This is a genomic window from Gluconobacter sp. DsW_056, from assembly GCF_002153595.1.
GTDB classification, from domain to species: domain Bacteria; phylum Pseudomonadota; class Alphaproteobacteria; order Acetobacterales; family Acetobacteraceae; genus Gluconobacter; species Gluconobacter albidus.
Genome location: NZ_JOPF01000005.1, coordinates 61,297 through 87,145 on the forward strand (window position 1 = coordinate 61,297; position 25,849 = coordinate 87,145).

General features: G+C 60.4%; 25 protein-coding genes. 8 read left to right on the forward strand and 17 right to left on the reverse strand.

What is annotated here, in order from left to right:
* Nucleotides 1-13: 13 nt before the first annotated feature.
* Nucleotides 14-904 carry a hypothetical protein gene (locus HK22_RS04810; protein ID WP_086648526.1) on the reverse strand — a complete coding sequence of 297 codons (891 nt, stop codon included), beginning with the start codon at nt 902-904 and terminating at the stop codon, nt 14-16.
* An 83-nt stretch (nt 905-987) separates the two neighbouring features.
* Here HK22_RS04810 and HK22_RS04815 point away from each other — a divergent pair, with 83 nt between their 5' ends.
* From HK22_RS04815 to HK22_RS04825, 3 genes are all read left to right on the forward strand, one after another.
* Nucleotides 988-1,527: an MmcB family DNA repair protein gene (locus tag HK22_RS04815; protein ID WP_086648527.1), complete on the forward strand. Its 540-nt coding sequence runs from the start codon at nt 988-990 to the stop codon at nt 1,525-1,527.
* Nucleotides 1,528-1,536: 9 nt separating this feature from the next.
* Nucleotides 1,537-2,325: an inositol monophosphatase family protein gene (locus HK22_RS04820; protein WP_086648528.1), complete on the forward strand. Its 789-nt coding sequence runs from the start codon at nt 1,537-1,539 to the stop codon at nt 2,323-2,325.
* Nucleotides 2,326-2,413: 88 nt separating this feature from the next.
* Nucleotides 2,414-3,292: a lipid-binding SYLF domain-containing protein gene (locus tag HK22_RS04825; protein ID WP_062030214.1), complete on the forward strand. Its 879-nt coding sequence runs from the start codon at nt 2,414-2,416 to the stop codon at nt 3,290-3,292.
* A 35-nt stretch (nt 3,293-3,327) separates the two neighbouring features.
* On the opposite strand, the gene mltG is transcribed toward HK22_RS04825, so the two are convergent.
* The 7 genes from mltG to HK22_RS04860 all read right to left on the reverse strand — a co-directional run bounded on the left by mltG (nt 3,328) and on the right by HK22_RS04860 (nt 9,717).
* Nucleotides 3,328-4,377, reverse strand: coding sequence for an endolytic transglycosylase MltG (gene mltG / locus HK22_RS04830; RefSeq protein ID WP_086648529.1), 1,050 nt, complete (start codon nt 4,375-4,377; stop codon nt 3,328-3,330).
* Between the two features lie 17 nt (nt 4,378-4,394).
* Nucleotides 4,395-5,681, reverse strand: a complete 1,287-nt coding sequence (gene fabF, locus HK22_RS04835; RefSeq protein ID WP_086648530.1) for a beta-ketoacyl-ACP synthase II — start codon at nt 5,679-5,681, stop codon at nt 4,395-4,397.
* Nucleotides 5,682-5,815: 134 nt separating this feature from the next.
* Entirely contained in the window at nt 5,816-6,055 is a 240-nt protein-coding gene (locus HK22_RS04840) for an acyl carrier protein (protein WP_011253554.1), read from the reverse strand.
* A 222-nt stretch (nt 6,056-6,277) separates the two neighbouring features.
* Nucleotides 6,278-7,018 (reverse strand): 3-oxoacyl-[acyl-carrier-protein] reductase, encoded by a 741-nt coding sequence (fabG, locus tag HK22_RS04845; protein ID WP_062030220.1) that lies wholly within the window; start codon nt 7,016-7,018, stop codon nt 6,278-6,280.
* A gap of 12 nt (nt 7,019-7,030) precedes the next feature.
* On the reverse strand, nt 7,031-7,975 hold the full coding sequence (fabD, locus tag HK22_RS04850) for an ACP S-malonyltransferase (protein ID WP_077802550.1): 945 nt from the start codon (nt 7,973-7,975) through the stop codon (nt 7,031-7,033).
* Between the two features lie 72 nt (nt 7,976-8,047).
* Nucleotides 8,048-8,794, reverse strand: a complete 747-nt coding sequence (locus HK22_RS04855) for a hypothetical protein (RefSeq protein WP_077802549.1) — start codon at nt 8,792-8,794, stop codon at nt 8,048-8,050.
* A gap of 44 nt (nt 8,795-8,838) precedes the next feature.
* Nucleotides 8,839-9,717 (reverse strand): bifunctional 2-polyprenyl-6-hydroxyphenol methylase/3-demethylubiquinol 3-O-methyltransferase UbiG, encoded by an 879-nt coding sequence (locus HK22_RS04860; RefSeq protein ID WP_086648531.1) that lies wholly within the window; start codon nt 9,715-9,717, stop codon nt 8,839-8,841.
* 254 nt (nt 9,718-9,971) lie between these two features.
* Between HK22_RS04860 and HK22_RS04865 the strand changes: the two genes are divergently transcribed.
* Nucleotides 9,972-10,751, forward strand: coding sequence for an acetoin reductase (locus tag HK22_RS04865; protein WP_062030228.1), 780 nt, complete (start codon nt 9,972-9,974; stop codon nt 10,749-10,751).
* Between the two features lie 43 nt (nt 10,752-10,794).
* Here the strand turns inward: HK22_RS04865 and HK22_RS04870 are convergent, their stop codons facing one another.
* The 4 genes from HK22_RS04870 to HK22_RS04885 all read right to left on the reverse strand — a co-directional run bounded on the left by HK22_RS04870 (nt 10,795) and on the right by HK22_RS04885 (nt 15,321).
* The gene (locus tag HK22_RS04870; protein ID WP_086648532.1) at nt 10,795-11,520 is read right to left on the reverse strand and encodes a glycine betaine ABC transporter substrate-binding protein; all 726 of its coding nucleotides are present in this window, start codon (nt 11,518-11,520) and stop codon (nt 10,795-10,797) included.
* A gap of 74 nt (nt 11,521-11,594) precedes the next feature.
* Nucleotides 11,595-13,679 (reverse strand): M13 family metallopeptidase, encoded by a 2,085-nt coding sequence (locus HK22_RS04875; RefSeq protein WP_369827203.1) that lies wholly within the window; start codon nt 13,677-13,679, stop codon nt 11,595-11,597.
* An 83-nt stretch (nt 13,680-13,762) separates the two neighbouring features.
* The gene (locus tag HK22_RS04880; RefSeq protein ID WP_086648534.1) at nt 13,763-14,398 is read right to left on the reverse strand and encodes a Dabb family protein; all 636 of its coding nucleotides are present in this window, start codon (nt 14,396-14,398) and stop codon (nt 13,763-13,765) included.
* Between the two features lie 101 nt (nt 14,399-14,499).
* Nucleotides 14,500-15,321, reverse strand: a complete 822-nt coding sequence (locus HK22_RS04885; RefSeq protein WP_062030236.1) for an acyl-ACP desaturase — start codon at nt 15,319-15,321, stop codon at nt 14,500-14,502.
* Nucleotides 15,322-15,424: 103 nt separating this feature from the next.
* Between HK22_RS04885 and bioB the strand changes: the two genes are divergently transcribed.
* The 4 genes from bioB to HK22_RS04905 all read left to right on the forward strand — a co-directional run bounded on the left by bioB (nt 15,425) and on the right by HK22_RS04905 (nt 20,154).
* Entirely contained in the window at nt 15,425-16,465 is a 1,041-nt protein-coding gene (gene bioB / locus HK22_RS04890) for a biotin synthase BioB (protein ID WP_086648535.1), read from the forward strand.
* Between the two features lie 124 nt (nt 16,466-16,589).
* A complete protein-coding gene (locus tag HK22_RS04895) occupies nt 16,590-17,891 on the forward strand; it encodes an Hsp70 family protein (protein WP_086648536.1) in 1,302 nt (433 codons plus the stop codon).
* 258 nt (nt 17,892-18,149) lie between these two features.
* A complete protein-coding gene (locus tag HK22_RS04900; protein WP_198945482.1) occupies nt 18,150-19,715 on the forward strand; it encodes a carbohydrate porin in 1,566 nt (521 codons plus the stop codon).
* Nucleotides 19,716-19,863: 148 nt separating this feature from the next.
* The gene (locus tag HK22_RS04905) at nt 19,864-20,154 is read left to right on the forward strand and encodes a hypothetical protein (protein ID WP_086648537.1); all 291 of its coding nucleotides are present in this window, start codon (nt 19,864-19,866) and stop codon (nt 20,152-20,154) included.
* A gap of 4 nt (nt 20,155-20,158) precedes the next feature.
* Here HK22_RS04905 and HK22_RS04910 read toward each other — a convergent pair whose 3' ends face one another.
* From HK22_RS04910 to HK22_RS04930, 5 genes are read right to left on the reverse strand one after another with little or no spacing between them, the layout of a single operon-like run.
* Nucleotides 20,159-20,974: a hypothetical protein gene (locus HK22_RS04910; protein ID WP_086648538.1), complete on the reverse strand. Its 816-nt coding sequence runs from the start codon at nt 20,972-20,974 to the stop codon at nt 20,159-20,161.
* The gene (locus tag HK22_RS04915) at nt 20,971-21,927 is read right to left on the reverse strand and encodes an MlaD family protein (RefSeq protein ID WP_062110358.1); all 957 of its coding nucleotides are present in this window, start codon (nt 21,925-21,927) and stop codon (nt 20,971-20,973) included. Before HK22_RS04915 ends, HK22_RS04910 begins: the two co-directional genes overlap by 4 nt.
* Entirely contained in the window at nt 21,927-22,646 is a 720-nt protein-coding gene (locus HK22_RS04920; protein WP_062110360.1) for a hypothetical protein, read from the reverse strand. Before HK22_RS04920 ends, HK22_RS04915 begins: the two co-directional genes overlap by 1 nt.
* Nucleotides 22,639-23,463, reverse strand: a complete 825-nt coding sequence (locus tag HK22_RS04925) for an ABC transporter permease (RefSeq protein ID WP_062030244.1) — start codon at nt 23,461-23,463, stop codon at nt 22,639-22,641. The genes HK22_RS04920 and HK22_RS04925 overlap by 8 nt, the downstream gene beginning before the upstream one ends.
* Nucleotides 23,460-25,775 carry a cache domain-containing protein gene (locus HK22_RS04930; protein WP_086648539.1) on the reverse strand — a complete coding sequence of 772 codons (2,316 nt, stop codon included), beginning with the start codon at nt 25,773-25,775 and terminating at the stop codon, nt 23,460-23,462. Before HK22_RS04930 ends, HK22_RS04925 begins: the two co-directional genes overlap by 4 nt.
* Nucleotides 25,776-25,849: the final 74 nt, after the last annotated feature.

The following is a 25,849-nucleotide window of genomic DNA, read 5'->3' on the forward strand; positions in this document are numbered from 1 at the left end:
GAATGCGTGTTCGTCAGGCGCCGAAAATCCGGCGCTTCATGTTCAGAAGGTCCCGTTTCGGGCCAAGTCCGATTTTCTTGACGTCGATCAGCGTCACCTGCCCGGCTGCGGAGAGCGTGTGCATGCCGTCCGGGAAGCGCCGACGCAGGGTGGCTGGGATGGAAACCGTAAGCCCGGGCGTGACTTTCGGCAGTTCACACTCCAGCCCCTCAATTTCCAGCAGCCGAATGCCCCGCCCATAGGTGCCCTGACAGTCCTGCGTCGGCAGGATGATCTTTCCATCCATCACGACCGGCGTCCCCGCCGGACGTGCTCCCGCACGGTCGTTCAGGAAAAGTCCGAGGTTTTTCCATGGCCCCGTCAGCGTATCGGCCACGGAAATGTTCAGCAGACTCTGACGTTCGACCTTGCTGCCCGCAGGAGTCCAGAACATCCACCAGCGACCGGCATAATGAAGAGGGGTTGCGTCGATTGCCGCTTCGGGGAAATCGAACGCTTCGACCCGCTCCCATTCCCGCGGGAACGACTTCGTACGATAGAGCGAGAGACGCCCGGAAGCGCTTGCTTCGGGCAACATAAAAACCTCGCCCTCATGCTCGAACACGAAGGGGTAAGACAGGTGCCAGGGCTCTTCCAGAACGCTCTCGCGCGACAGCATCCGCCCCGTACCGTCATAGATCAGAACGTCGATCGTGCCTTTCGGATGCCGATAATCGAAGGCTTCGGCAAAGACATGCAGCTTTCCATCCCGCCACAGGCCGAAAGGGTCCGCCAGAAAACGATGGTCTCCGATGTCAGGCAGTGTCGTGATGGGAAAACCGTTCAGGCTGGCCGCTTCGACAAGCTCCACCAGAGGCGCATGAACGATGGCGCATCGCCAGTGATCCGTCCGCAGAAATGGCATGAGGCACTCCTTCCGCAAAAATACAGCTTCAAAAAATATCTGCCGGGGCAGACGTAGAGCGCAGATCGGGGCAGGATGGAACCATGAGTGAGGCTCTTTCCGCAATTCCCGCAGACATCACCTGCGGTCTGCCCGAAACGCAACTGGCCATCCGGCGCGCCGTTCTCGGCCTGTGCCGGACGATGAACTGGGCGGCCATCAATGAATTCTCCCTTCCCGCCGCAGGCCGTCGCGCAGACGTGATGGCGCTTCTGCCCGACCACTCCCTGACCTGTATCGAGATCAAGTCCGGCCTGCGTGATTTTCAGACCGATCAGAAATGGCCCGAATACCGCGACTGGTCCGACCGTCTGTTTTTCGCAGTGGATGATGCTTTTCCCGCGGCGCTTATCCCGCCGGACGTGGGTCTGATCGTCGTCAGCGTCAGCGCCGTCCCCCCTGCCCTGCGCGACGGCGTTCTGGCAGAATGTACGATCATCCGCGAACCCGCGCTCCACAGACTCGCTCCTGCCCGGAGGCGGACGCTGCTGCATCTGTTCGCGACAACAGCCGCCAGCCGTCTCATGAGCCTTGAAGACCCCGCCATCACCTCATCCCTCCGCGCCGCACGACGCGCTGAATAGGACTGTTCCATGACCTTTGATCCGATTGCCGTCCGCCTAGAAGCCGCCCGCAGCGTCGTCCGCGACGCAGCTCAGCTGGCCCTCTCCCTGCGCCCGGCCCCCGGTGGCCCGAGCGGAACTCTCAAGGGACGGCAGGACTATCTGACCGAAGCGGACGGCGCCGTCGAAGCCCTCGTCAGCCGCCGCATTCAGGAGCTTTTCCCCGAAGACGGTTTTCAGGGCGAAGAAAACGGCGCCACCCGCCAGGGCCGCTTCCGCTGGGTCGTGGACCCGATCGACGGCACATCGAACTACGCCCGTGGCCGGGACCGCTGGTGTGTCTCCCTCGGTCTTCTGGAAGGCGACGAACCTGTTGCGGGTGTGATTGAAGCCCCGGCGCTGGGTGAAGTCTTCACGGCCAGCAAAGGCAAGGGCGCGTTCCTGAACGGCAAGCCCATCAAGGCGTCTCCCATCACCAACACGCAGGAGGCCATGATCGAAATGGGCTGGTCCTCCCGCGTTCCTGCCGAAACTTTCAACGAAAAGATCGCAGCCATCATGGCGCTGGGTGCCATGCCGCGCTCTGGCGGGTCCGGCGCGCTGGCTCTGGCGGATGTGGCATGCGGTCGCTCCGACGGCTATCTGGAAATTGTCATCCAGCTCTGGGATGTGGCCGCCGCACTGGCCATTCTCGCGGAGTCCGGCGCGGCCGTCTCGCCCTTCCTCCAGACTGGCGGCCTGACGGGCGGGGCGACAATCCTTGCAGCCGCACCCGGCGTGGCACAGGCTCTTTCAGCCGCCGTTGACATGGAAATCTGACATCTCCCTCCCCCCGCACTCGTGATTTGGCCGCATTTGGCGCATAGTGCGGGAAACATCTTTTCGATGACTGCAGAAGGTATCTTCCATGACCCTGTCCGGTCTCCTGCGTACCACCACGCTCGTCGCTTCGGGCTGCATTGCCCTGTCGGCCTGCTCCGACGCACCCCAGACCACTGCCAGCCAGCAGCAGCTTATCGTTGATCGCGCGACACTGGCTGTTCAGGATCTCTTCGCGGGGACCACCCCCCAGTCGCGCTCGCAGAAACTCCTCGCGGAAGCGAAGGCCGTCATGGTCTGCCCGTCCGTGCTGAACATGTCATTCGGGATCGGCGGCTCCGGCGGTCGCTGCCTGCTGCTCAGCCGCGATGCCCGCGGGTCCTGGTCCGATCCGGCTTTCTATCGCCTGAGCACGGCGTCGCTGGGATTACAGGTCGGCGTCCAGAGCGCTGAAACCATCCTGTTCATCATGTCTCAACGCGGCATTCAGGCCATTCTGGACAGCCAGTTCAAGTTTGATGCCTCCGCCTCCGCCTCCTTCGCCAGCATTGGCACGGGTCTGGAAAACAGTACGGCCGGCGCGCACAACACCGACATTTACGCCGCTCAGAAAAACGAGGGTCTCTATGCCGGTGCGGCTCTGGGCGGCTCGAAACTGACCGTCGATAGCGGTGCAAACCGCGCCTATTACAACCAGACGGTCGGTCCCGAGGACATCGTCGTGACGATGCGCGTCAACAACCCGTCTGCCGACCCGCTACGCCGCGCCCTGATGTCGGTTGCCCAGACTCCGGCAGCTTCCACGGTCTCGTCCCGTGTGACGCAGGCGGCCACTACAGCCCGTAACACGGCCGCGCAGGACGTTGTGGGCAACAGCCCCTATCCCACGACCTATGATGCCTCCCGCCCCTATTCGGCGCAGGCCGCAGGTGTCCAGAGCCAGAGCCTCGCGCCGCTGAAGCACTGATACGCCGTCCCGTCCTCTTGCCGGAGGGCGGGACTTCAGTCCGGGTTCTGCGGTGTCGCAGTCAGATGTGCGCGATAGGCGCGGATATTTTTATCCTGATCGGCAAGGGTCTCGGCGAAATTATGCCCGCCCGATCCTGTCGCCACAAAATACAGCATTTTGCCATCAGCCGGATGCGCCGCCGCATCCAGAGAACTCTGCCCGGGTGAGCAGATGGGTCCAGGGGGCAATCCGGCCTGAAGATAGGTATTATACGGCCCCGGCGTTTGCAGGTCCTCATGCGTCAGAGGCGCATCAAGCGTTCCCACACCGTTGCTGAGCCCGTAGATCACGCTGGGGTCCGTCTGCAGCCGCATTCCCAGCTTCAGACGGTTCAGGAACACGCGCGCCACCATGGGCCGCTCGGACGGTACTGCCGTCTCACGCTCGATCAGGGACGCCAGAACCAGCAACTCCTCCGGAGACTGGATCAGTCCGTCCAGCGCCTCGACATTGCGCCCGTCCCATGCTGCGGCCAGCCTGGTCGCCATCATTTTCTGCAATTTTTCGGCCAAGGCCTGACGCGACGTGCCCCAGACATAGGAGACAGTTTGCGGAAAAACCGTCCCTTCCGCCAATGCCGGCAGATCACCACTCAGGGCCGGGGCCTTGTCCAGAATAGCTGTAATTTTAAGCGCCGTCAGTCCCTCAGGCACTGTTACCTGGTGGGAAACAGGCTTGCCGTGACGCAGGATCTCAAGAACATGCGCGACCGAGACGCGAGAGGGAAACTGGAGTTCCGCCGCATGAATCTGGCCGTTGCGATGTGTCAGGAAAGCGGCAATCCGGAAAAAAGTACCGGAGGCCCAGGTCGGGGAAAGAATTCCATCATCCTGAAGGGCTTTTGTCACACGGGCATTGTTGCCGTGCGGGATAACGAAAGTCTTTTGGTCCTGTAGCGGACCGGGATCGGTGTAATGACCATATCCCGCGACCAGTCCGGCCACGAGGAGCAGCGGCGCTCCGAAGAGCGCCAGCTTGCGGCCAGCCTTTGGAGGAAGAACGAGCTTCCGCGGTTCCTCGCCGTCAGACTGACCTTCAGACATGGGAAACGAACCCTTCCTCAGCCCTTGAAGCGCTTGAGGATGATGCTCGCATTCGTCCCGCCAAAGCCGAAGCTGTTGGACAGGGCGACGTCGATCTTCCGCTGCTGGGCGACATGCGCCACGCGGTCGATCACGCTTTCACGTGCGGGGTTGTCCAGGTTCAACGTGGGCGGCACGACGCCGTCACGGATGGCCTGAAGGCAGAAAATCGCCTCAACCGCACCGGCCGCCCCCAGAAGATGGCCAATGGCCGACTTCGTGGAGGACATGACCAGACGCTTGGCGTCCTCGCCGAAGAAGCGCTCGACTGCATCCAGTTCAAGGTCATCCGCCATGGTGGAGGTGCCGTGGGCGTTGACGTAGTCGATATCGGCCGTGGTCAGGCCACCGCTGTTGCGCAGCGCGGCCTTCATGGCACGGAACGCACCTTCATGGCCTTCAGCCGGAGCCGTGATGTGATGGGCATCACCGGACATGCCGTAGCCGCCGATTTCACCATAGATCTTCGCACCGCGGCGCTTGGCGTGCTCCAGTTCCTCAAGCACGACTACACCGGCACCCTCACCCATGATGAAGCCGTCGCGGTCCTTGTCCCAGGGCCGCGAGGCCTTGGTCGGATCATCGTTCGAAGCGGTGGACAGCGCACGTGCCGAGCAGAACCCGGCAATGCCGAGCGAGCAGATCGCAGCTTCCGCACCGCCGGCAATCATGACATCCGCATCACCATACTGGATGAGACGCGAGGCGTCGCCGATGGCGTGAACGCCCGTCGCGCAGGCCGTCACGACCGCATGGTTCGGTCCCTTGAAGCCGTAACGGATCGAAAGATGACCGGAAATCAGATTGATCAGGGCCGAGGGAATAAAGAACGGCGACAGACGGCGGGCCTTGCCGCTCGAAACCGTCAGGGAGCCGTCATAAATTGTCTGAAGACCGCCGATCCCCGAGCCGATCATCACGCCCGTGGCGCAGCGATCGTCTTCGTCCTCAGGCTTCCAGCCTGAATCCTCGACAGCCTGAATGGCTGCGGCAAGGCCCAGATGGATGAAGCGATCCATCTTCTTCTGGTCCTTGACCGGCACCCAGTCGGACAACGTGAGACCACCTTCCGCCGTCGGGCCATCCGGAACCTGTCCGGCGACCTGGGCAGGAAGTTCGGAGGGATCGAAATGCGTGATCCGGCCAATGCCGGACTGCCCTTCGATCAGCCGCTTCCAGGTCAGTTCCGCGCCCACAGCCAGTGGGCTGACAACACCGATACCGGTTACGACGACACGCCGCCCGTTAGTTGCAGTCCCGCTCATCGATGCCTCTTGTCTCACGTTATGTCCGGGTCTTGCAGCCGGGCCTCATGACAGGACCCGGCTGGTCTTCCACCCCTGAAGGGGGTGGGAATCCGGGACCGGAAAACCGTCCCCGGTCAGCTTGAGGACTGGCCTCAGGCTGCTTTCTGCTTTTCGATGTAGTCGATGGCATCCTTGACGGTTGCGATCTTCTCGGCTGCATCTTCCGGGATCTCAACGGAGAAGGCTTCTTCGAAAGCCATGACCAGCTCGACCGTGTCGAGGCTGTCTGCGCCCAGATCGTCGATGAACGACGCGTCCGGCGTTACCTTGCTTTCGTCCACACCGAGGTGCTCGACAACGATCTTCTTTACCTTGTCAGCAATGTCGCTCATCTGTTCGTTCCTTATGCCCATCCGGGACCCTGTTGCCCGTCCGGTGCGTTACATCAAAACTCGTACTGCCGCCTGCCAGTCCGGAAGCCCAGTGGTTCCTCCAGAGCAGGGCCGCCCCCGTTGAAGGGGAGGCGTTGCCACCGGAAGAACCGGACATCAGCCTTCAGCAGGCCGGGCAAAGCAGCGCGCGATTAGCATGCTTTAACCAAAAAGGCCAAGCATTCACACCATCGCCATGCCACCATTGACATGCAGGGTCGTACCCGTGACCCATGCTGCCTCTTCGGAAGCCAGATATACCACTGCGGACGCCACGTCACCAGTATTCCCCATCCGACCGAGCGGAATGGAGCCAACCAGCTTTTCGCGGACCGCTTCCGGCAGCACATCCGTCATCGGCGTTTCGATGAAACCGGGTGCCACGACATTGACCGTGACACCACGCGGACCGGCTTCCTGCGCCAGAGATTTGCTCATGCCCACGATGCCTGCCTTGGCGGCGGCGTAGTTGGCCTGACCGGCATTGCCCGTCGTTCCCACCACGGAGGCGATCGAGATGATCCGCCCCGCACGACGGCGCAGCATACCCTTGAGCGCAGCGCGGGCCAGACGGAACGGGCTTTCCAGATCGACGGTCAGAACCTGCGACCAGTCGCTGTCCTTCATGCGGATGGCCAGCGTATCGCGCGTCAGACCGGCATTGTTGACCAGAATGTCCAGCGGAGCGCCAGCAGCGGCTTCGGCCTTGGCCACGAGACCGTCGGCCTCGGCGGGATCGGACAGGTTGGCGACGGCGATATGGGCGCGCTCGCCCAGGCTGTCGGCCAGTTCCTGAAGGGCCGCTTCGCGCGTGCCGCTGAGCACGACCGTCGCGCCCTGCGCGTGAAGCTGGCGGGCGATCGCGGCACCAATGCCGCCTGATGCGCCCGTTACGAGGGCCGTCTTGCCGGTAAGAGAGAACATGATCGGTGGTCCTTAAAGGGTCTTGAGCAGGGCTTCGATTTCGGCAGGCGTTCCGGCATTGCTTGTGGCCAACTCGGGAGCGATACGACGTGCCAGACCGCACAGGACCTTGCCCGCACCAAGCTCGTGCATGTTCGTCACACCCATTGCCACCATCGCCTGCACGCTCTCGCGCCAGCGCACGGTGCCCGTCACCTGCTTCACGAGAAGTTCGCGAATGGTTGCCGGATCGGTCACCTTGGCTGCCGTGACATTGGCAATGACGGGAACGGACGGTGCGTTCAGTGTCGCGGTCGCCAGTGCATCTTCCATCTCGCGTGCGGCAGGCGCCATCAGCGACGAATGGAAAGGTGCGGAGACCGGCAGCTTAACGGCGCGCTTGATGCCATGTTCCTTGGCCACGGTAATGGCACGGTCAATTGCGCTCATCACACCGGACACAACGATCTGACCACCGCCATTGTCGTTGGCGATTTCCAGCGTCTCGCCTTGGGAGGCTTCATCACAGATCGCACGGGCCTGAGACGCATCCACACCCAGAAGAGCCGCCATACCGCCCTCCCCGGCCGGAACGGCGCGCTGCATGGCCTGCCCACGTAGACGCAGCAGACGCGCACCTTCCGCAATCCCAAGCGTGCCAGCAGCGGCCAGCGCGGAATACTCACCCAGCGAATGCCCAGCCAGCAGAGCCGCCTTGTCCGCCAGTTTGAAGCCGCCTTCGCTTTCCAGAGCACGCACGGCAGCCAGCGAGACCGCGAAGAGAGCGGGCTGGGCGTTTTCGGTCCGTGTCAGTTCATCCGCATCACCAGCGAACATCAGGCGCGACAGATGATCGCCAAGCGCCTCATCCACTTCCTGAAAAACGGCGCGCGAGGATGCAAAAGCCTCGTGAAGGGCCTGCCCCATCCCGACGGACTGGCTCCCCTGTCCCGGAAAGACGAACGCGTGAACCGACATGGATCCCCCTGCTGGCAGTGAATTTAAGGTTCCGCGTGATGCGTCCTCACGATCCATCTGTCAAATCCCGCATCAGTTTTTACGCTTGAGCGTGAAAAATTCATCAGTCGGAATCTTCACGCGGATCATGGAAAACGGCCTGTCGGAGCGAAACACGGTTCCGTCCTGATAATCCTGCGGGCGGAGAATGAATGTATAGGGCACGACACCCTGATTATCGACCAGAAGCCTCGGCGTTCCGTTTTCCACGGCTTCAAAACGCGCTCCGGGGGCGACATCAACCTTCAACCGGTGCGCATCAGGCGCCAGAAAGGCGAGAATCACGCCAAAAAAATCGCGGATTGCGGCATTGATCTGGCCAAGCCACCCCGCAGCCTCTTCTTTCGTGAAAGACGGCGCCGGGAGAGGATCGACCTCGATCGCCAGCTCAAGCTGGACCTTCCGGTTGGACGGCAGGGTCAGCAGAACTGGAGGATTTTCTGCCAGAAGGGCCTCTGAACGCGGGAAGTGCATCTCCCGGTCCTGACCAGTGAAAAGCGGAATATCGCCCTCTTTGGCATGCAGCACGACCCGCGCTTCGGACGGCACGGCATGGTCGGGCAAAATATCCCCCAGAAAGTGCAGAGACAGATTTTTCCCCGCCTTCTCCGGCAGGCGGTCAAACCGGTCATAGACCCGGTAAATACCCTTGTAGCTCCCGACACGCATGGCGTGCTGGCCGGTAACGGTGACAGTTTCTTCCGGTTCGGCAGAAACGCTGGGAAAAGGTGCGGCCAGAAGAACTGCGAGCAATCCCATGCTGATGCCAGTTTTTTTCAAGTCCCTTCCCTCCCGCTCTGTCAGATCTTCATGACAAACGATGACTATCCGATCTTCTGCATCACAATCAGGACCTGTGGCAACCGGACGGGATTGTCCATGTATTCGATCAGACGGAACAGTCCGCCCCATGCCTTGATGATGTAATTTCGCGGAATGATTGCCTCGCCATAATGCGACTGGGGCTGAGGGGGTTTTGAGGACGCCGCGTGAAGGAAGCGCCCGGCCTCGAATTCCGCATTCGCACGCGCTTCATCCGTGAAACTGTCGGCACAGGCCTCATGCCAGGGATGCTCCAGGCGGATGCCGGAGGCGCGTTTAAGCCGCTGTTCGGCGCAGAAGGCGATGAAACGGCGGCTCTGCGTTGTCATGACAAGAATCCCCCCTGGCCTGAGCAGACGGTGAAACTCCCGGACCCAGTGCCCCGCAAGGAACTCGTCGAGATGCGAAAACACCGACCATGACGTAATCAGGTCAAAGCTTTCCGATGTCAGAAGCATGGGCGGCACGAGATCGCAGCCCAGAAAATTCAGCGCGGGATTGCTGCGCCGCGCAGCCATGAGAAAACGGTCCGTGGTTTCCGCGCCATACAGGTTGGAAGGCCGGATATCCTTCATGAACAGCCGGGCAATGCGCCCCCAGCCACACCCAAAATCCAGCAGCCGCGTCTCGGGACGGACCGGACGCCCGGCATAGGCGCAGTACGCCTTGATTTCCCGGAAGAAGACGTGCGCCTCATGGACGGAAATTTCCCCATGATGTCCATGGATTTCCCGCTGAAGATCATCCGGCGGAAAGGTTGGCATCCTCACACCGTGAATTTCAGGAATACGGACGGACGACACCAGAACCTGAAGCCATTCCTCGTCGCTGATGCCGCCGAATGTCTCGAAGACGGCGCTAATGCTTTCAGAATGGCTCATTAATTCCCGCCGCATCCGTTTCGTAACGTTTATTTAACGCATTCTTACAGTCCCGGAAATACATGACCAGAGCCGGTTCAGGAAAATCGCAACCCTGCTCCATCTCCAGTCTGCGTCGGCCCCGTCTGACACAATTCCGTGTAACTTTTGGAAAACAGGCGGTTTTTTGTGGAATCGCAAAAATAAAGAACGGATGGTTTGCGCCGTCATGGCATTCACATGCGGATGACGGACAATCGAAGGATCTTTTTTCAATGTCCCTTTCTGGAAAAGTAGCTGCCGTCACGGGTGCCGCCCAAGGTATCGGCAAGGCCATTGCACTTCGTCTGGCCAAGGATGGCGCGGACGTCATTCTGCTGGACGTCAAACAGGACATTCTCGCCCAGACCGCCAAGGAAGTTGAAGCGCTTGGACGTCGTGCAGTCGCGCTTACGGCCGATATCAGCAACCGCGACCAGTTCGCCACAACCCTGCGCGAAGCCGCGGAGACGCTGGGCGGGCTGGACATTATGGTCAACAACGCCGGAATCTGTCAGGTCAAACCGGTTCTGGAGATCGAGCCTGCGGAGATCGAAAAGATCTTCAGCATCAACGTGCAGGGCGTGTTGTGGGGCATTCAGGCCGCTGCGAAAATTTTCAAGGAAAAGGGCACGAAGGGCAAAATCATCAATGCCTGTTCGATTGCCGGACATGAAGGCTACCCGCTTCTGGGCGCCTATTCGGCAACAAAGTTCGCCGTCCGCGCCCTGACGCAGTCCGCTGCCAAGGAACTGGCTTCTTCGGGGATTACGGTCAATTCCTACTGCCCGGGCATTGTCGGAACCGATATGTGGGTCACGATCGACCAGCGCATGGCCGAGATTACCGGCACGGAAGTCGGCGCGACCTACAAGAAATATGTCGAGGGAATCGCTCTCGGACGGGTGGAGACCGCCGATGATGTCGCGGGTTTCGTCGCCTATCTCTCCAGCAGCGACGCCGATTACATGACCGGTCAGTCCGTCCTGATCGATGGTGGCCTCGTCTTCCGCTGAGGCCAGAAAAAAAGGGGGCCGGTTTCCCGCGCCCCCTGATGTATCAGCGCCCGATCAGACGGCCGCGCTGCCAGGCTTCAGCCGCGCCTTCAGGATCCTGCCCGTCAACGGAAATGACATAATCCAGGGCGCTCATGACCTTGTTGCCCAGCATCATTTCCGAAAGTTCATCCAGCAGATCGCTGTCTGCCTGACGTGCTACATCTTCACGCAAAATCATGCGGGCAGACATCTCGCCCCCAAGCAGACGCGACGGGTCTTCGAGCACGGTCAGCAGATCGGTATGGAACACCGCATGCGGATGCGTTGCGACCACCAGCGGTTTCTCCCCGGCGTCACGGGCTTTTTCAAGCCGCTCGATCAGAGCGCCCTCACCGATGGTTTCAATGGACAGGACCGAAAGCGCCGGAAGCTGCTTGAGCGCCTCTTCCAGAGCCTGACGGCTGTCATCGGTTACGATGATCCGGTCCACATCTGTTGCAGTCAGGGTCCCAACGGCGCCCAGAGACGTCAGGGCTGCAAAGCTGACGACAGGCTGATACAAATCACCCAGAACCCGGCGACCCGGCCCGGCAAGATTTTCATCACGCGGGAACCAGGCGGAGACGAGAAGATCGACTTCCCCCTGCTCCAGGGCCTCTTCGACGTCATCGGGGTCCAGATCAACGTACTCGACCTCGACCTCATAGGCCTCAAGCACGCGCGCGACCGCGCTGGCACATCCCGCATGCAACGAGGTGTACAGATGGCCGATCGTCATTTGTGTCATGAGAATGGGTCCGTCAGGCAGAAAATTGAAACGTGAGACCGTGATTAGGCCCCACGTTCCAGTTTGTCACGACCTTACCAGATCTTTACGCGCTGATCCGGTGCCAGATAGAGCTTCTGGCCGGGTTTTACATCGAACGCATCATACCAGGCATCAATGTTGTGAGCCGGGATGTTGACGCGGGTAACAGCCGGGGCATGTTCGTTCGAAAGCACCTGCTGACGCAGCGCATCCGGACGGTCCTTTTCACGCCAGACCTGAGCCCAGCCGAAGAAGACGCGCTGGTCACCCGTCAGACCATGCACGACCGGCGCGGGTTGACCGTGCAGCGAGTCATGATAGGCCTGAAGACCAAGATTCAGCCCGCCGGAATCCGCGATATTCTCGCCCATGGTCATCTTGCCGTTCACATACAGGCCCGGCAGGACTTCCTGCGCATCGTACTGCGCAGCCAGACGGTCGGCCAGCTTCTGGAACGCTTCCGTCGAAGCCTTGCTCCACCAGTCGCTCAGACGGCCATGTTCGTCATAATGACGCCCCTGATCGTCGAAGCCGTGGCTCATTTCGTGACCGATCACGCCACCGATACCACCATAATTGACGGCGGGATCACCCTTCGGGTCGAAGAACGGCGGCTGGAGAATGGCAGCCGGGAACACGATCTCGTTCATGGTCGGATCGTTGTAGGCGTTCACCGTCTGCGGCGTCATACCCCATTCGTCGCGGTCCACCGGCTTGTCGAGCTTGTCCAGATCGTGCTGCCAGCTGAACGCCGCACCGCGCACGGCATTGCCGTAGACGTCGCCCTTGCGGATGTCGAGCTTGCTGTAATCCCACCACTTCTTCGGATAACCGACCTGAATGGCAAAATGGTCGAGCTTGTTCAGAGCGGCCTTGCGGGTCGGCTCGTCCATCCAGCTGTTGTGTTCGAGACGATCATGGAAGGACGCCTTCACTTTCTGCACCAGATCCGTGATCTGCGCCTGTGCGGAAGGCGGGAAGTAGCGCGCGACATATTCGCGGCCCAGTGCCCAGCCCAGTGCACCGTTCGTCACGCGCACGGCCCGCTTCCAGCGCGGAGACTGCTGCGCCACGCCCGACAGCGTATGGCTGTTGAAGTCGAAGGACGCATCATAGAACGTGCTGGACAGATAACCGGCCGCATTGTCCCCGAGATGGAACGCCAGCCACGCGCGCAGCGTCGCAGGGTCTGCAGCCTTGAGAACTGTCGTCATCGCCTTGATACCGGCGGGCTCGCGCACGTCGATCTTGCGGCTTTCCAGCCCCTCTGCGGGCAATCCGGCGCTGGTCAGGAACGTGACCCAGTCGAAGTCCGGCGCAAGCTTCTGAAGCTCGGACACCGGCATCGGGTTGTAGATCTTGAGCGGATCGCGGGTCTGGTCGCGCGGCACTTCAACCTTGGCCAGAGCCGTTTCGAGATCGACCACCGCCTGCGCGTTCTTCGCAGCATCCGGCCAGCCCTCAAGCGTCAGCATCTTGGCGACATAGGCCTGATAGGCCTTCTTCTTGTCCGCCAGCTTGGGATTTGTGTAGTAGCTCGTGTCCGGAAGACCGAGGCCGCCGCTCACACCGATGCTCATGCCCTGATCGAGCATCAGCATGTAGCGTTCCGGGTCCTTCTGGTCCTGCTCCACACCGATCTGGAACGTGGAGAACATCATGGATTTCAGGGACGCACCGAACGCTGCGGCAAGAGACTTGCCATCATTCACGTTCCGAATCGTTTCAAGATCGGCTGCGAGCGGCTTGCCACCCAGACGATCCACAGCCTTCTGGTCTAGGAAGCTGGCGTAATAGGTGCCGATCTTGCCCATGTCGTCCGTGGGCTGCTGGGCCACCTTCTTCGCGGCCTCGTCCAGAATAGTCTTCTGACGCGACAGGGAGAGTTCATACAGGATACGGAACGGGCCGTAGCTGCTCATGTCTCCGGGGATCTTGAGGTTCTTGAGATAAGTGCCGTTGGCGTATTCGAAGAAATTGTTTCCCGGCTGAACGGCACGGTCCATTCCGGCTTCATCAAAACCCCAGCCGGCGTTGTAACCGGCAGCCTGCGCGCTGGAGACCATCAAACCCGCGGCAAGGGCGAGAAGGCTGGCACCATGTTTCAGAGTATGTCGCGACGTAAGGAATCGTTTCACAATGTACCTCATTCCAGAGTGGTGCCCCTAGAATGAGGTATAAAGTATCATTTCGTCAAAAGGACAAAATGCCCGCACTGCGTTCAGTGGGCCTTGCGGGCTTTTTTGATCTTTGCGCCCGTGCCTTCCGGTGTCACGGCCGCTGCGACCGGGTAATCGAAGACGACAACTTTTTCGAGATACGGCCCGGCAAATTCCTTGAAGGCCTCATGGGCGGGATCAATGAACGCCACGTCTGTCACGACAGGTTTGCCGACGTAATAATTCCGGTCTCCTTCGGAGCGGAACGTCACAAGAAATGCCTGCTGAAGGCCGGCATCCGCCCCTTCTCCACTGTTCTGGAAGCCGGTTTCGATGCTGGCGACAACCGGTTTGCCGTCTGCACGACGGCTGTCCTCCGCGAGATGCAGGAAACGTCCCGACACTTCGGCACGCTGTGCCGTTGTGGAATCCTTGGTGTAGCGGAACATCACCATGTGCCGGACAGGCCCGACATGCCAGTCCGGCGCGGTGAACTGCGCGTAACCGACCTGCTTGGCCAGCTGCTGCGCGGACAGGGTGGCGGCGCTCACCGTATCGGTTTTGACCGGACCGGACGATGCGATCGGCAGGGAATAGGGATCCGCTTTCGCTGTCGGAAACTGATACAGCCCGGCGGCACAGAGGGACAGGGTTGCGCCGTAGACGGCACGACGGGAGAAAATGGCGGAAACGGTCATCGAAATCTCCGGACGCAGGCGAAAGAATCAGGTGCCTTTCATGGCACAGACGCCCGGTTTCGTCTTCTTTTTTCCAGTTTCCGGATGTTGCGTGGAAGTCCTCAGGCCTGAACCTGCCTCCTGAAGACTTTCCGGCGCCACTGGATCAACCGGTAGACCAGCGAAGATGCCAGCTTCTGCCAGCGAGAATGCGGCGTAAACCCGATCGTCTTGAAAATCATCGCCGTCACGCGGTCGATATGTTTGGGCTGATAGAAGCCCATCGCCTTGGACATATAGGCCGCAATGCAGCGCTGATGGTCATAGGCCATGCCTGGCGGCTCGTTGGTCGTGTGATAGGCCGAGGCCAGTTCGTCGTCCTCGCTCTCGGTCACACGACCCAGCGCAATGCGCGTCCGCGCCCAGACGCTTAGTTTCTCGCGCTTCAGATACCGGTGCATGTGATCGTAGAACAGCTTGAAATGCCGGTACTCGTCCGCTGCGATCTGCTTGCAGATGGCCTTGAGCAATGGCTCGTCCGTCGCGTCCGCGAGTGCCGTATAAAAGGACGACGTACCGGTTTCGACCATACAGCGCGCAATCAGCTCGCCCGTGCGGGAGCCGCGGATGGAAGCGTCCACATCGGCGTCGATCTTGTACGATGCGCGATAGCGGTCGAACGCCTTTTCATAGTTCCAGGACGGATCGGCCAGCATGGCCCAGCGGCCAAGAGCATCACCGTGCTGCACTTCCTCGACCGCCCAGTTCGCGGCAGCCGCGCTGAAATCCGGATCTCCGACGAAGACGCGACGCAGATATTCGGCATAGTCGAGACCGTTTTTTTCCACCACGGAAGCGGCCTTCACGAGGGGGATGATCTCGGGGTCCACGCGGGACGGATCAAAGGAGTTCCAGTCCATCTGATCAATATGCCAGTGTTTCATTCTGCAACCTCGTCCGTTTTCCGGCTCACCAATAGTGACGATCAGATGACACGGTGGGACAATTTTGGGTAGGTGTGATGCAGCAACCCTTGGAGATTGATCCGTGACGGCCACCCTTACGCCCCACCCAGACGTCCGCCACGACTGGACCCGCGACGAAGTCGAAGCCCTTATCAGCCTGCCTTTCCCGGAGCTGATGTACCGTGCGCAGACCCTGCACCGTCGCTACTTCGACCCCACGAAAGTGCAGATTTCCACGCTTCTTTCGATCAAGACGGGCGGCTGCCCGGAAGACTGTGCCTATTGTCCGCAGAGCGCGCTTCACGAAAAAAGTGTCAAGGCCGAGCGCCTGATGGCCGTGGAATCCGTCCTGAAGGAAGCACGCGCTGCCAAAAAAGCCGGTGCGGGCCGATTCTGCATGGGAGCCGCCTGGCGCACGCCGAAGGATCATGACCTCGATACCGTCTGCGAGATGATCGAAGGCGTGAAGTCGCTGGGGCTGGAGACCTGCGTGACGCTTGGCATGCTCGATGCGCAGCAGACGGAGCGCCTGAAGACGGCGGGGCTGGATTATTACAACCACAATCTCGACACGTCCGAAGAGTTTTACGGCTCCATCATTTCCACCCGCACCTACCAGCAGCGTCTCGACACGCTTTCGAACGTGCGCGACGCAGGCATCAATGTCTGCTGCGGCGGAATCGTGGGCATGGGTGAAGACCTGTCCGACCGTGCCGGTCTGCTGATGACGCTCGCCAACCTGCCCAAGCACCCCGAGAGCGTGCCCATCAACCTGCTTGTCCGCGTTGAAGGCACCCCGCTGGGCGAGGCCGAAGCCGTCGATCCCATCACCTTTGTCCGCATCATTGCAACGGCGCGTATCATGATGCCGGAAAGTCATGTCCGCCTTGCCGCAGGGCGCGAAAACATGACCGACGAAGCCCATGCGCTGTGCTTCCTCGCGGGTGCGAACTCGATCTTCTGTGGCGAGAAACTCCTGACCACGCCGAACCCGGCTGAACACCGTGATCGCCAACTCCTCTCCGCGCTGGGAATGTCACCCATGGTGCAGTCCGAAGCCGAGATGGGCACGATGCGTCCGGCCTTGACGGAAGAAGCCGTCTGCGAGATGGCCGCGTCCTGATCTCAGCCGCTGCACAAGAAGGGGAAGGACCCGAAAGGGTGCTTCCCCTTTTTTTATGCTTGGCCTTTGACGGCTTCTTCCCTAAACCCACGCCCTTTGCCCAAACCGGAAGAAAGCAGAACCAATGACGACGCCCGGACACAACCAGACCAAAATCCGCGTCGGCATTGATTTCGGCACCACCAACAGCGTGGTCGTGATTGCGGATGAAAACGGCAGTACCCACCCTGCCCGCTTCGTCTTTACGGACCACGCCACCAGCGAAACCTGCCGCACCCTGCTTTGTCTGTGGATGGATCAGGACGGACGACGCCGCGTCATGAAAGACGCGATCGGGCTGGACGCCATCGAGGCTTATCTCGACGATCCGGCCGAGAGCCGTCTCATCATGTCCATGAAAACCTACCTTGCGCAGGGATCCTTTCGCGAAACGCGGGTTTTCAGCAGTGTCATGACGCTCGAAGCCCTGATCGCCCGTTTCCTCACGTCGCTGATGGACAAGGCCGGGCTGAACCCATCCGATGTGAGTGCCACGATCGGCCGCCCAGTGCGGTTTGCGGGCGAACTGGCCGATGATTCGCTCGGCGTTACCCGTCTCCGCGAGAGCTTTCTGGAAGCAGGCTTCCCCGAACCGAATATCGTGCTCGAACCCGAGGGCGCGGGCTGGCGCTTCATGCAACGCCTCGACCGCCCGGCGACCGTTCTCGTTGGCGATTTCGGTGGCGGCACCAGCGATTTTTCGATCATGCGCTTTGACCCGCAGGCCCGTCAGCGCGTCACGACACTGGGCCATTCGGGCGTTGGTATCGCAGGCGACCAGTTCGACTACCGCATCATCAGCCATGCCGTTGCCCCGGCACTGGGCCGGGATGCGACCTATCGCGTCATGGGCGGACAGCCCCTGCCCGTCCCGGCCGAATGGTTCGCAAGCCTTGGCCGCTGGCATCGCCTGTCCCTGATGCGCACGCCTCAGACGCTGCGCGACATCGCAGACGTCGCCAAGACATCCTCCGAGCCGGAAAAGCTGCGGAGCCTGCTGCGACTGATCGAGGATCAGGAAGGCCAGAATCTTTATCGTGCGGTTGGCCAGGCCAAAAGCGACCTGTCGCGTCAGGACAGTACCGTCCTGCGCTTCGTCCATCGCGATCTGAAAATCGAAGAGACCATCACCCGTGCCGATTTCGAAAGCTGGATCGCCCCCGACCTGGAACGTCTGGACGGCGCCATCGAAGATGCCATGCGCCAGACCGGTCTGGGACCAGACGATATCGACCGGGTCTTCCTGACCGGGGGCACCTCTTTCGTCCCCGCGGTCCGCAACCTGTTCGACCGGCGTTTCGGTGCGGAACGCGTGGATGGAGGGTCGGAGTTCGTGTCCGTTGCCGAAGGGCTGGCTCTGATTGAACGTGAGCGCCACCTGAGCTGAACCTGCCTCTATACAGTCAAAAGATACCCCTGACCGGGACGATGCAAAATAGACCCGGAATCAGTACAATATATTGTACTTTTTTATTTAGTGAAGAAAGTTCCGGATTATGTGATTGGGAATTTTCTTCATTACGGATTTTATCTTTCCTTGGAGAACCAGAAACGCACCATGGGAGTCCCTGAGCGTTCTGCTTTCACAGACCAGATTTACAGTCATGCATCATGCAGTCCATGATCGCAGGAAAGAAAAGCAGACATGTCTCGCCCGCGTTTTTTGAAAATACTCCTGCAGATCAATATCCTTTCAGTATTCACCACACTTCCACTAACCGTTCATGCACAGGGCACGGCGCCAGTGCTTCAGCAGGCTCCGCACCAGCCAATGGTACGCCTGCTGCCGTCAACCTCAGCCGGCGTTTCGCATCCGGCCAGCGCAGCACAGCACACAGCCACCGGAAAGTCTCATCCAGCCGCCCCTTCCGCCGATCATCTGGGTGCGATCTTCGATACGGAAAGCATTTCCTCACTCCTCAACCGCAACAACGATGCCCTGCGCCGCAGCGATCTGACGGCCGGCTATTACGTTCCGGCCGAAGCTTTCGGCCATCTCGTGCCCCAGCTTTCGCCTTACCGGAACTGGCTGACGGAGCGCGGTTTTAGCTTTGAATTCTCCTATAAGGGAGAGTCGATGGCGAATGTCGGGGGCGGCATCAGCAAGGGGATGTCCTACGCCCATGAACTGACCTTCAACACGCGCTGGGATCTCGGGCGACTGCTGGGGCTGGATGGCTGGATCTTGCACGCCGTAATGATGGAACGTGCGGGCCGTCAGATCTCCTACGACCATGTCGGGGAGCATCGCATCCTGCTGAGCGAAGTCTACAGCCTTTCGGGCCATGCCGCCGCGCATCTGGCGGATATCTATGTTGAGAAGTCGTTCTTTAACAATCGCGTCAACATCAATATCGGTCGCATCACGCTGACGCATACCTATGCGACGTCGGTGCTGCTCTGCACGTTCATGGTGCAGTGTTCCGCGCCGCCTGCAATCAAGGCCGATGAAGGCTGGAGCGTCTATCCGAAAGCCACATGGGGCGGCACGCTGCGAATCAAGCCCACCCGCGACCTGACGTTGCGCACCGGCGTCTACAAGGTCGGCCCGTTGACGGAAAATCCGAGCGGCTGGGCCTGGGGCAGTGAAACCTCCACAGGTGTCATGCTTCCCATCGAGCTGACCTGGGAGCCCTTTATCGGTAAAGATAATCTGCCAGGTCATTACAAACTTGGCTTCGGACACGACACCTCCCCCTATGCCGACCGTCTGGGGACAATTCCGGCAATGTTCGCGCATGACGTATTTCACGATGCCAACAAATCCCGGGATACATTTTATATCGAGGCCGACCAGATGGTCTATCGCAAGGGCGGCCAGCACCAGATGGCGGGCGGATACGTTCTTGCGGGCTATGTGCACAATACGCCCAGCGTCTCGACATTCTCCGATCAGGTCTATGTTGGGGCCTCGCTTCTGGGCATTATTCCACGCAGACCGTTCGACCGTTTCGGCGTGATGTATTCCTACTACCAGATGAGCCCCGCCATTACGCTGGGGCAGCGCCTGAGACAGCTTGCAGGCATGTCCATGGGCGCGTTCGTCAACGGACCGCAGACCCATTCCGCCATTCTGGAAGCCTATTACGGTATTCCCATCCATCCCGGCCTCGTGGTGCAGCCTGAGTTCGAATACATGATGCGCCCCGGCGAAACGTCGATCATTCCAAATGCAACACTGATCGGACTCAAGGTTCTTGGAAACCTGTAATAATAAATCACAGATAACCGATTCGTTACTTGTGATTTAACAGAAACGTTATCTCCGGATGCCGGAATTACCCGTTCGTGATTTTGGCATAAATATTTATTTACATAACCTCACAGCAGACAAGGATCGCTGACAGAGGATTTTCCAAATGAAAACGTTGCTCGCTTCTTTTCTGGTTCTCGGGGTTCTGGGCGGAACGGCACTCGCACAGGATCCCAAGGTCGAAAACGCCACTGTCACCGCCCCTTCGGACGGAAAAGCCCCGGTCACACAAATTGCAGACACCAGAAACAGCGAGACCTGCACTCAGGTCTGGGTCAACACGGTGACCCATGTCTATCATGTACAGGGCAGCTTCTGGTACGGCGCCACGGCCCACGGAACCTATATGTGCGAAGACGACGCCAAGCGGGCCGGCAATACCCGCGGCCAGTTCTGAGCGTTCAGGGGGTTTCTGCCGAACCGCTCTCTTCCGCCTTCTTGTCCTCCACCTGCTGGCTGGCGCTTTCCTGCTGCCGCAGGGCTGCGGCCTGACGCGGATGGCCCGCGGCCTCTGCAGCATCGGCTGCCAGCGTGAGCGCACGACGCATCCCGCGATAATCCAGAGCATCCCGACGGCTTTTCACGACCGAGAGTGCTCCGTCAGAGGCGAGTTCGGGCTGGTCTTGCAACAGCTCCAGACGGGCCAGGAGTTCCTGCCGGTCAACGCTCGCGCCATTTTCATGAAAAGCCGCCAGATCGTTCACGCGTTGCGCCAGAACAGCGTCCCGCTTCTGGTCTGCGGCAATCAGGCCGGACAGATACAGAGCTCTTTCGCGAATGCCCATATCAGGGGATTGCAACGCGCGATCCACGGCCTGTGACGCGAACATCATGTCATGCAGTCTGTACAGGGCAGCCGCACGGATCACCGCCAGATCGGACGTATCAGAGACATTGCGCAGGCTTAGCGCGGTCTCGGTTTCGCCAAGGCTCTGGAGGGCCTTCCGGGGCTTGTCCTGTACCAGGAGCACCGTCGCGAGATTGAAGCCGGCTTCATGAATGGCGACGGCATCGTCCCGCATCAACGCACGGTCCATGGCCGTCCGGTACTGTGCCTCGGCCTGAGACGCCTGACCGATACCGTAGACGGTCTTTCCCGTATCCATGGCGTCCTCATAAGGCTGATCGGGCTTTGAGCCTTTTGTGGCATTGGAAGAAGAGCAACCGTCCAGCGTCAGGACGATCAGAGCCGTACAGGCCAGAAGACCGCGCTTCATGGGCGCACTGCCTGTGCCGGAAGACGATGGGAAGGCTCCTGCTTCGTCCCTCCGCCGCCCAGCAGCCACAGGCCCCGGAGCTGATCCGTCAGCTTGCGCAGACTGCTCGCGCTCGCTTCGGCCTGCGCCAGCAGGGCCGGAAGCTGGGCGGTCGCGGTGTTGGCATGTCCTATGGTCTGCTGGATCTGGGGCATGCTCTGACGCAGACCCGCAGTCGCGGCCCGCGCGTTGTCCATCGTTCCATCCACCTTGGTCATGACCCCCCCGACCTGTTTTTCAATGGGCTTCAGATCCGCAATGACGGTATCGAGATGTGCCAGGGCCGCATTGGCTTTGTCCAGAACGTCATCTTTCACCAGCAGACCGCCGATCGTGCCCTGCCCCTTGCGCATATCGGTCATCATGTCGTTCACCTGCGCCGTGATGAGCTGAACGTTATTCATCGCCGGCACCAGCTTGCTGCGCAGATCCATGACGGTCTGGGTAATTACATCCGCGGGGTTTGCCTCTACCGTGGCCTGAAGGACCGCATAGTCCCAGTCCAGCGGCTTGCCCTTGCCCCGCCCGAGTTCGATGTAACTCGCCCCCGCCACGATCAGGCGATGGCGGATGACGGCCGTACTGTCCTGACGGATGAAATTTGCGAATTGCGGGTCTAGGTCCCCTTCCGCATACATCCGGCCCGTTTCATTGAGCTTGAGGCGCCGGATTTCACCGGCATGGACGCCCATGACTTCGATGTCGTTGCCGATCGCAAGCCCTGCCACGCCGCTTTCGGGCAGAATGAAATGCAGCTTCTTTTCCGGTGTCAGCCACTGACGCAGGAATCCGGCCTCCACGACCGCAACCGCGAACATGACGATCGCAGCAAGAACAAGCAGCCCGACCCATTCATCCGCATAGCGGTTCTGAAAGAGCGGGCGGGCGGTCTCGGTCTGGCGCAGGCGGAACATCAGGAACCTCGCATCGAAAACAGTCCATCATCGTACAGTCTCAGGCGGATCGTGGCATCGGACGCATAATCCCCCCACCCGCTTTCATCCGGAGCCATCCACACCACCGCGCAGCCACGGTCCCGCAGATCGGTCACAAGAGACAGAAACGCATTCATCAGGCTGGCGGAAACCCCTTCCATCGGGTGTTCCAGCAGCAGGAGCGCCGGTTCCCCCAGCATGGCCCGCACACAGGCCGCGCGCTGCCGGTCCATCGCCGACAGGCGTCCCGGTGGCACCACCGGCAGGCCCGGCAGACCCAGCGTAACCGCCAGATGCACGGCCTGTGCCTGAAGTTTTTCGATGGGCGTGCGCGTGTGATGAAGCTGCGGCCACAGGATATTCATATGCGTCCCATACAGGTCCACCCAGCCTCCCGTAACCACGATCCGTCCGATCCGCCCCCGCAATGCGTTGGCGCGCCGCTCGTCCAGATCGGCCCAGTCCATACCCATGCAACGCACATGGCCGTCATCAAGCGGAATAAGGCCCACGCACATATCGGCGAACAGTGCCGCCTGCCCCATGTCCCGACACTCGATCAGCGCGCACTCGCCGGGATTGAGCCGCAGATTATAGCGGCTCGACACCAGACCGCTCTCATCAAACCGTGGACGCGCGTCCACTAATTCGAGCCGGGCTTCCAGCGCATCGGACAGGACGTCGTCGTTTTCAGCCATCGAAACACACGCTGAAAACGACATTGATGACCATGATCGACAGCATTCCGCGTGCAAACCCGCGCGGAAGCATGCTTGCCAGATCGTCTTCGGTCGTCACATCCATGCCCGAGAGGCATGAACACACACCCACCGCGTAGCCGCTGAAAACAAACTTGGCGGGGATCACGAAATAGTCGATCGGTTTTACGCTCCCCGCGACCTGATCCATGAACGCCCAGATCGGCATCGTGATCGCATCTTCCACGCGGCAGACTGCATAACCCACGACAAGCGCCGTCAGGCTGAAGATGATGCCCAGCGTAAAGCCGCTGATCGTCATGGCGAGACTGCGCGGCACAAGAAACGAAATAAAGGGATCGACCCCCATTCCGGTCATGGCGCGCATCTGACCGCCAGTCGTGAGGGTTCCGAGTTCGGTCAGCATCAACATCCCCGAACGCCCCAACAGGATCACGCCCACCAGAACCGGCGCGATTTCACGCACCAGAACAGTGGACAGGATGGACCCCGTCATCTGTGCCATACCTGCAAAGCCGAGCCAGTAGACAGTCTGCGCCACGATTCCGAAACCTGTCAGCGCCGCCGTCACCAGAGTACTCAGCAGGCCTCCGCCCACAGCCTGATGCAGGGATGCCCAGAATTCGATCCGCACCGTCCGCCGCCATGTCGTCAGGCGGGTCGCCTCCCGCATGATTCCCCAGCCGGCCCCGATCATCATCAGCGTGAAACGCATCTGCGTGCGGGAAAAATATCCCAGATGGACCAGCATGGTCCGGACCATCGTGATCCGGTCGAGATTGCGCAGTCCTTTCATCGGCGGCCAGCCAGAATGAAGCTGCGGGTAATGCCGCTATTGGGAAGATAAAACATGCCGCGGGCCCGGAAGAGAAAATGCTCCCGCAGGATCAGATAGGCCTGTTCGGACACCTGGATCGTCCCGGCATCCGGTGCGCTCCCGGTCAGGAGTTCGGCCCCGTTGAGCGCATCGCCCCAGATGTTGAAGACGGAGGGCGCCTCTCCCAGTTCGGAGGCCATGACAGATCCCACATCCATCCCGATCCGGAACACGGGGTCCAGATCCGCCGCCGCCAGAGACGACAGGCAGGCCTCACGGATCGACACCGCCGCATCCGCAAGACGCACGGCGGCAGACGGGTCCGGCGTCTGCGAGCAGCCGCCCACGAGAACGAGCCTGTTGCTTACCACCTGCACGGAGAACAGCCCGCTGTCGCGGGCGATTTTCTGGATTTCAATACTGAGCGTGCGGATAACGGTCATGGCGCGCGTGATGCTGTCGCGATCCGGCGCGTAAGGGTCTACGAAGGAAATGACCATGACCGGAACCTGCGGGTAGAACCCGGCCGCAACCGGCTCTTCCGCCGTGGGCGACGGCTCCAGCAGGAAGCCTTCGCCAAAGCGCGTCTCGTATTTCTCGGCCGCGACCGCAAAGCCGGACGTGCCGTCGGCCGCCGCATCGAAAGGCTTGGCAAAGCGCAGGGCGACCACGGAGCCGACAATGGCAATGATATGCTCCATCGTCTCCGGCTGCCCCGGATCTTCCAGAACAATGGCGCCGACCGTCCGGTGAGCATTGCGGACCGGCTGGAACAGCAGCGTGCTGGCGCCCACGGCCCGCATGATGACGCGCTGGAAGTTCTGCGTCCGCTCGTCCTGCGAGGCATCCGCGATCGACAGTGTATGTCCTTCGTCCAGAGCATCGAACAGCTTGCCGTTTTCGCGGCGGCTGATTTCGATGCCCGTGCTGTGAACATCGCGCGATGGATCGAACGCATCCTCACACAACAGACGGTCGCCATCCGGCAGCAGCCGCCACAGGCTGGCGCGACGCGCGCTGGTCCGCGCGGTCAGGGCTTCCGTCAAGATCGGCACTTCATGAGCGGGATCGAACAGATCCGGCGTGCTGGCGATTTCCAGTAGTGAGGCATTTTCCGCCCTGATCTGCTCCCGGCCCCGCTGGATCCGCTTTCGCAGACGCTCCACATGCCGCCCCTGCGCCACCAGCGCAAACGCCAGAACGGAAGCCAGCATGACGATCAGCAGTGAAAACCCGATATTCTGTCGCCGCGCCGTCTGCGCGAAATCGGCGAAATCACTTTCGGGTGCATTCAGCAGCAGAACCCACTGCCGGTGTACGAACGGCAGTTCAGAGGCAATCGTAACGTAGTTCTTCCCCCGCGCATGCACCACGCCCGTTCCCGGCCCTTCGATGCGATACCGGTTGAGCGCCTGCGTGAAGACCGGCTGTGTCTTGGGATCAAGGAAGACATTCCCCGGATCGAAAGTCTTGGGGTCCTGTCCGGGGGCCAGATTATGCCCCGCGATGATCCGGCCATGCATGTCCACGATCACGGCCTGCCCGCTGCGACCGACCTGAAGCTTGTTCAGAAACGACGTGAGCTGATTCAGCGAGACATTGATTGCAAAGACCGATTTGTGCCCGTCATGCCCGTCATAGGCGAGCGACGCCGTAATGATGAACTGACGCGTGGAAACAAAGGCGTAAGGATCCGTCCAGTGAAGCTGACGGCCCGGATCGTTCTGATGCTTGACGGCCTTGGCGAACCATGGACGCACCACGACATTGTAGCCGTCAGCCGGGTCCGCCGCCTCTCCCGTAATATTGCCGTCACGATCCGTATAGACGTGGTGATAGACCTGTTTGCCATCGTCGGTCTGGAAATGGGTCTGCTCGAAACCGTCCTTTCCATGCCGCGTGATCATCCAGAACTGCCCCTGATCGTTCGCAATATAGAAGCTGTCCACCTGAGGCGCATGGGCCAGAATGGAGCGTCCGTAGAGCATGAACGTAGAAGGGGTAGTATTCGTCAGCGGATCGCGGAACATGTCCCGCGCGATCATGGCGCCGACGGAGGCCGGAGCCAGATAGTCGCTCACTTCCTGCGTCACATAGCGCTGCTGGCTGCGCAGAAGATCGTTGGACAGCGCAATCGCGCCCCTGCGGGTCGTCTGGTAATTGTGAAGACTGATGCCCGTGATCGCGGCAATGACCAGCAGAACGCCCACGAACGGTCCCAGGATCTGGAAGATCCGGCGACGGTCACTGGCGGGGCTCTGCGTCGGGTCCACGATTTCTGCGGCTGACAATGTCTTTCCTCTCCGGACAGGCACGGGGTCGCGGAACAGGACCATACTGCCGCGATAGGTCAATATCCTCCGAG

Bases quoted from the DNA above. Each gene is read 5' to 3' on its own strand.
- HK22_RS04810 (WP_086648526.1), bottom strand. From the start codon at position 904: ATGCCATTTCTGCGGACGGATCACTGGCGATGCGCCATCGTTCATGCG.
- HK22_RS04815 (WP_086648527.1), top strand. From the start codon at position 988: ATGAGTGAGGCTCTTTCCGCAATTCCCGCAGACATCACCTGCGGTCTG.
- HK22_RS04820 (WP_086648528.1), top strand. From the start codon at position 1,537: ATGACCTTTGATCCGATTGCCGTCCGCCTAGAAGCCGCCCGCAGCGTC.
- HK22_RS04825 (WP_062030214.1), top strand. From the start codon at position 2,414: ATGACCCTGTCCGGTCTCCTGCGTACCACCACGCTCGTCGCTTCGGGC.
- mltG (WP_086648529.1), bottom strand. From the start codon at position 4,377: ATGTCTGAAGGTCAGTCTGACGGCGAGGAACCGCGGAAGCTCGTTCTT.
- fabF (WP_086648530.1), bottom strand. From the start codon at position 5,681: ATGAGCGGGACTGCAACTAACGGGCGGCGTGTCGTCGTAACCGGTATC.
- HK22_RS04840 (WP_011253554.1), bottom strand. From the start codon at position 6,055: ATGAGCGACATTGCTGACAAGGTAAAGAAGATCGTTGTCGAGCACCTC.
- fabG (WP_062030220.1), bottom strand. From the start codon at position 7,018: ATGTTCTCTCTTACCGGCAAGACGGCCCTCGTAACGGGCGCATCAGGC.
- fabD (WP_077802550.1), bottom strand. From the start codon at position 7,975: ATGTCGGTTCACGCGTTCGTCTTTCCGGGACAGGGGAGCCAGTCCGTC.
- HK22_RS04860 (WP_086648531.1), bottom strand. From the start codon at position 9,717: ATGAGCCATTCTGAAAGCATTAGCGCCGTCTTCGAGACATTCGGCGGC.
- HK22_RS04865 (WP_062030228.1), top strand. From the start codon at position 9,972: ATGTCCCTTTCTGGAAAAGTAGCTGCCGTCACGGGTGCCGCCCAAGGT.
- HK22_RS04870 (WP_086648532.1), bottom strand. From the start codon at position 11,520: ATGACACAAATGACGATCGGCCATCTGTACACCTCGTTGCATGCGGGA.
- HK22_RS04880 (WP_086648534.1), bottom strand. From the start codon at position 14,398: ATGACCGTTTCCGCCATTTTCTCCCGTCGTGCCGTCTACGGCGCAACC.
- HK22_RS04885 (WP_062030236.1), bottom strand. From the start codon at position 15,321: ATGAAACACTGGCATATTGATCAGATGGACTGGAACTCCTTTGATCCG.
- HK22_RS04895 (WP_086648536.1), top strand. From the start codon at position 16,590: ATGACGACGCCCGGACACAACCAGACCAAAATCCGCGTCGGCATTGAT.
- HK22_RS04900 (WP_198945482.1), top strand. From the start codon at position 18,150: ATGTCTCGCCCGCGTTTTTTGAAAATACTCCTGCAGATCAATATCCTT.
- HK22_RS04905 (WP_086648537.1), top strand. From the start codon at position 19,864: ATGAAAACGTTGCTCGCTTCTTTTCTGGTTCTCGGGGTTCTGGGCGGA.
- HK22_RS04910 (WP_086648538.1), bottom strand. From the start codon at position 20,974: ATGAAGCGCGGTCTTCTGGCCTGTACGGCTCTGATCGTCCTGACGCTG.
- HK22_RS04915 (WP_062110358.1), bottom strand. From the start codon at position 21,927: ATGTTCCGCCTGCGCCAGACCGAGACCGCCCGCCCGCTCTTTCAGAAC.
- HK22_RS04920 (WP_062110360.1), bottom strand. From the start codon at position 22,646: ATGGCTGAAAACGACGACGTCCTGTCCGATGCGCTGGAAGCCCGGCTC.
- HK22_RS04925 (WP_062030244.1), bottom strand. From the start codon at position 23,463: ATGAAAGGACTGCGCAATCTCGACCGGATCACGATGGTCCGGACCATG.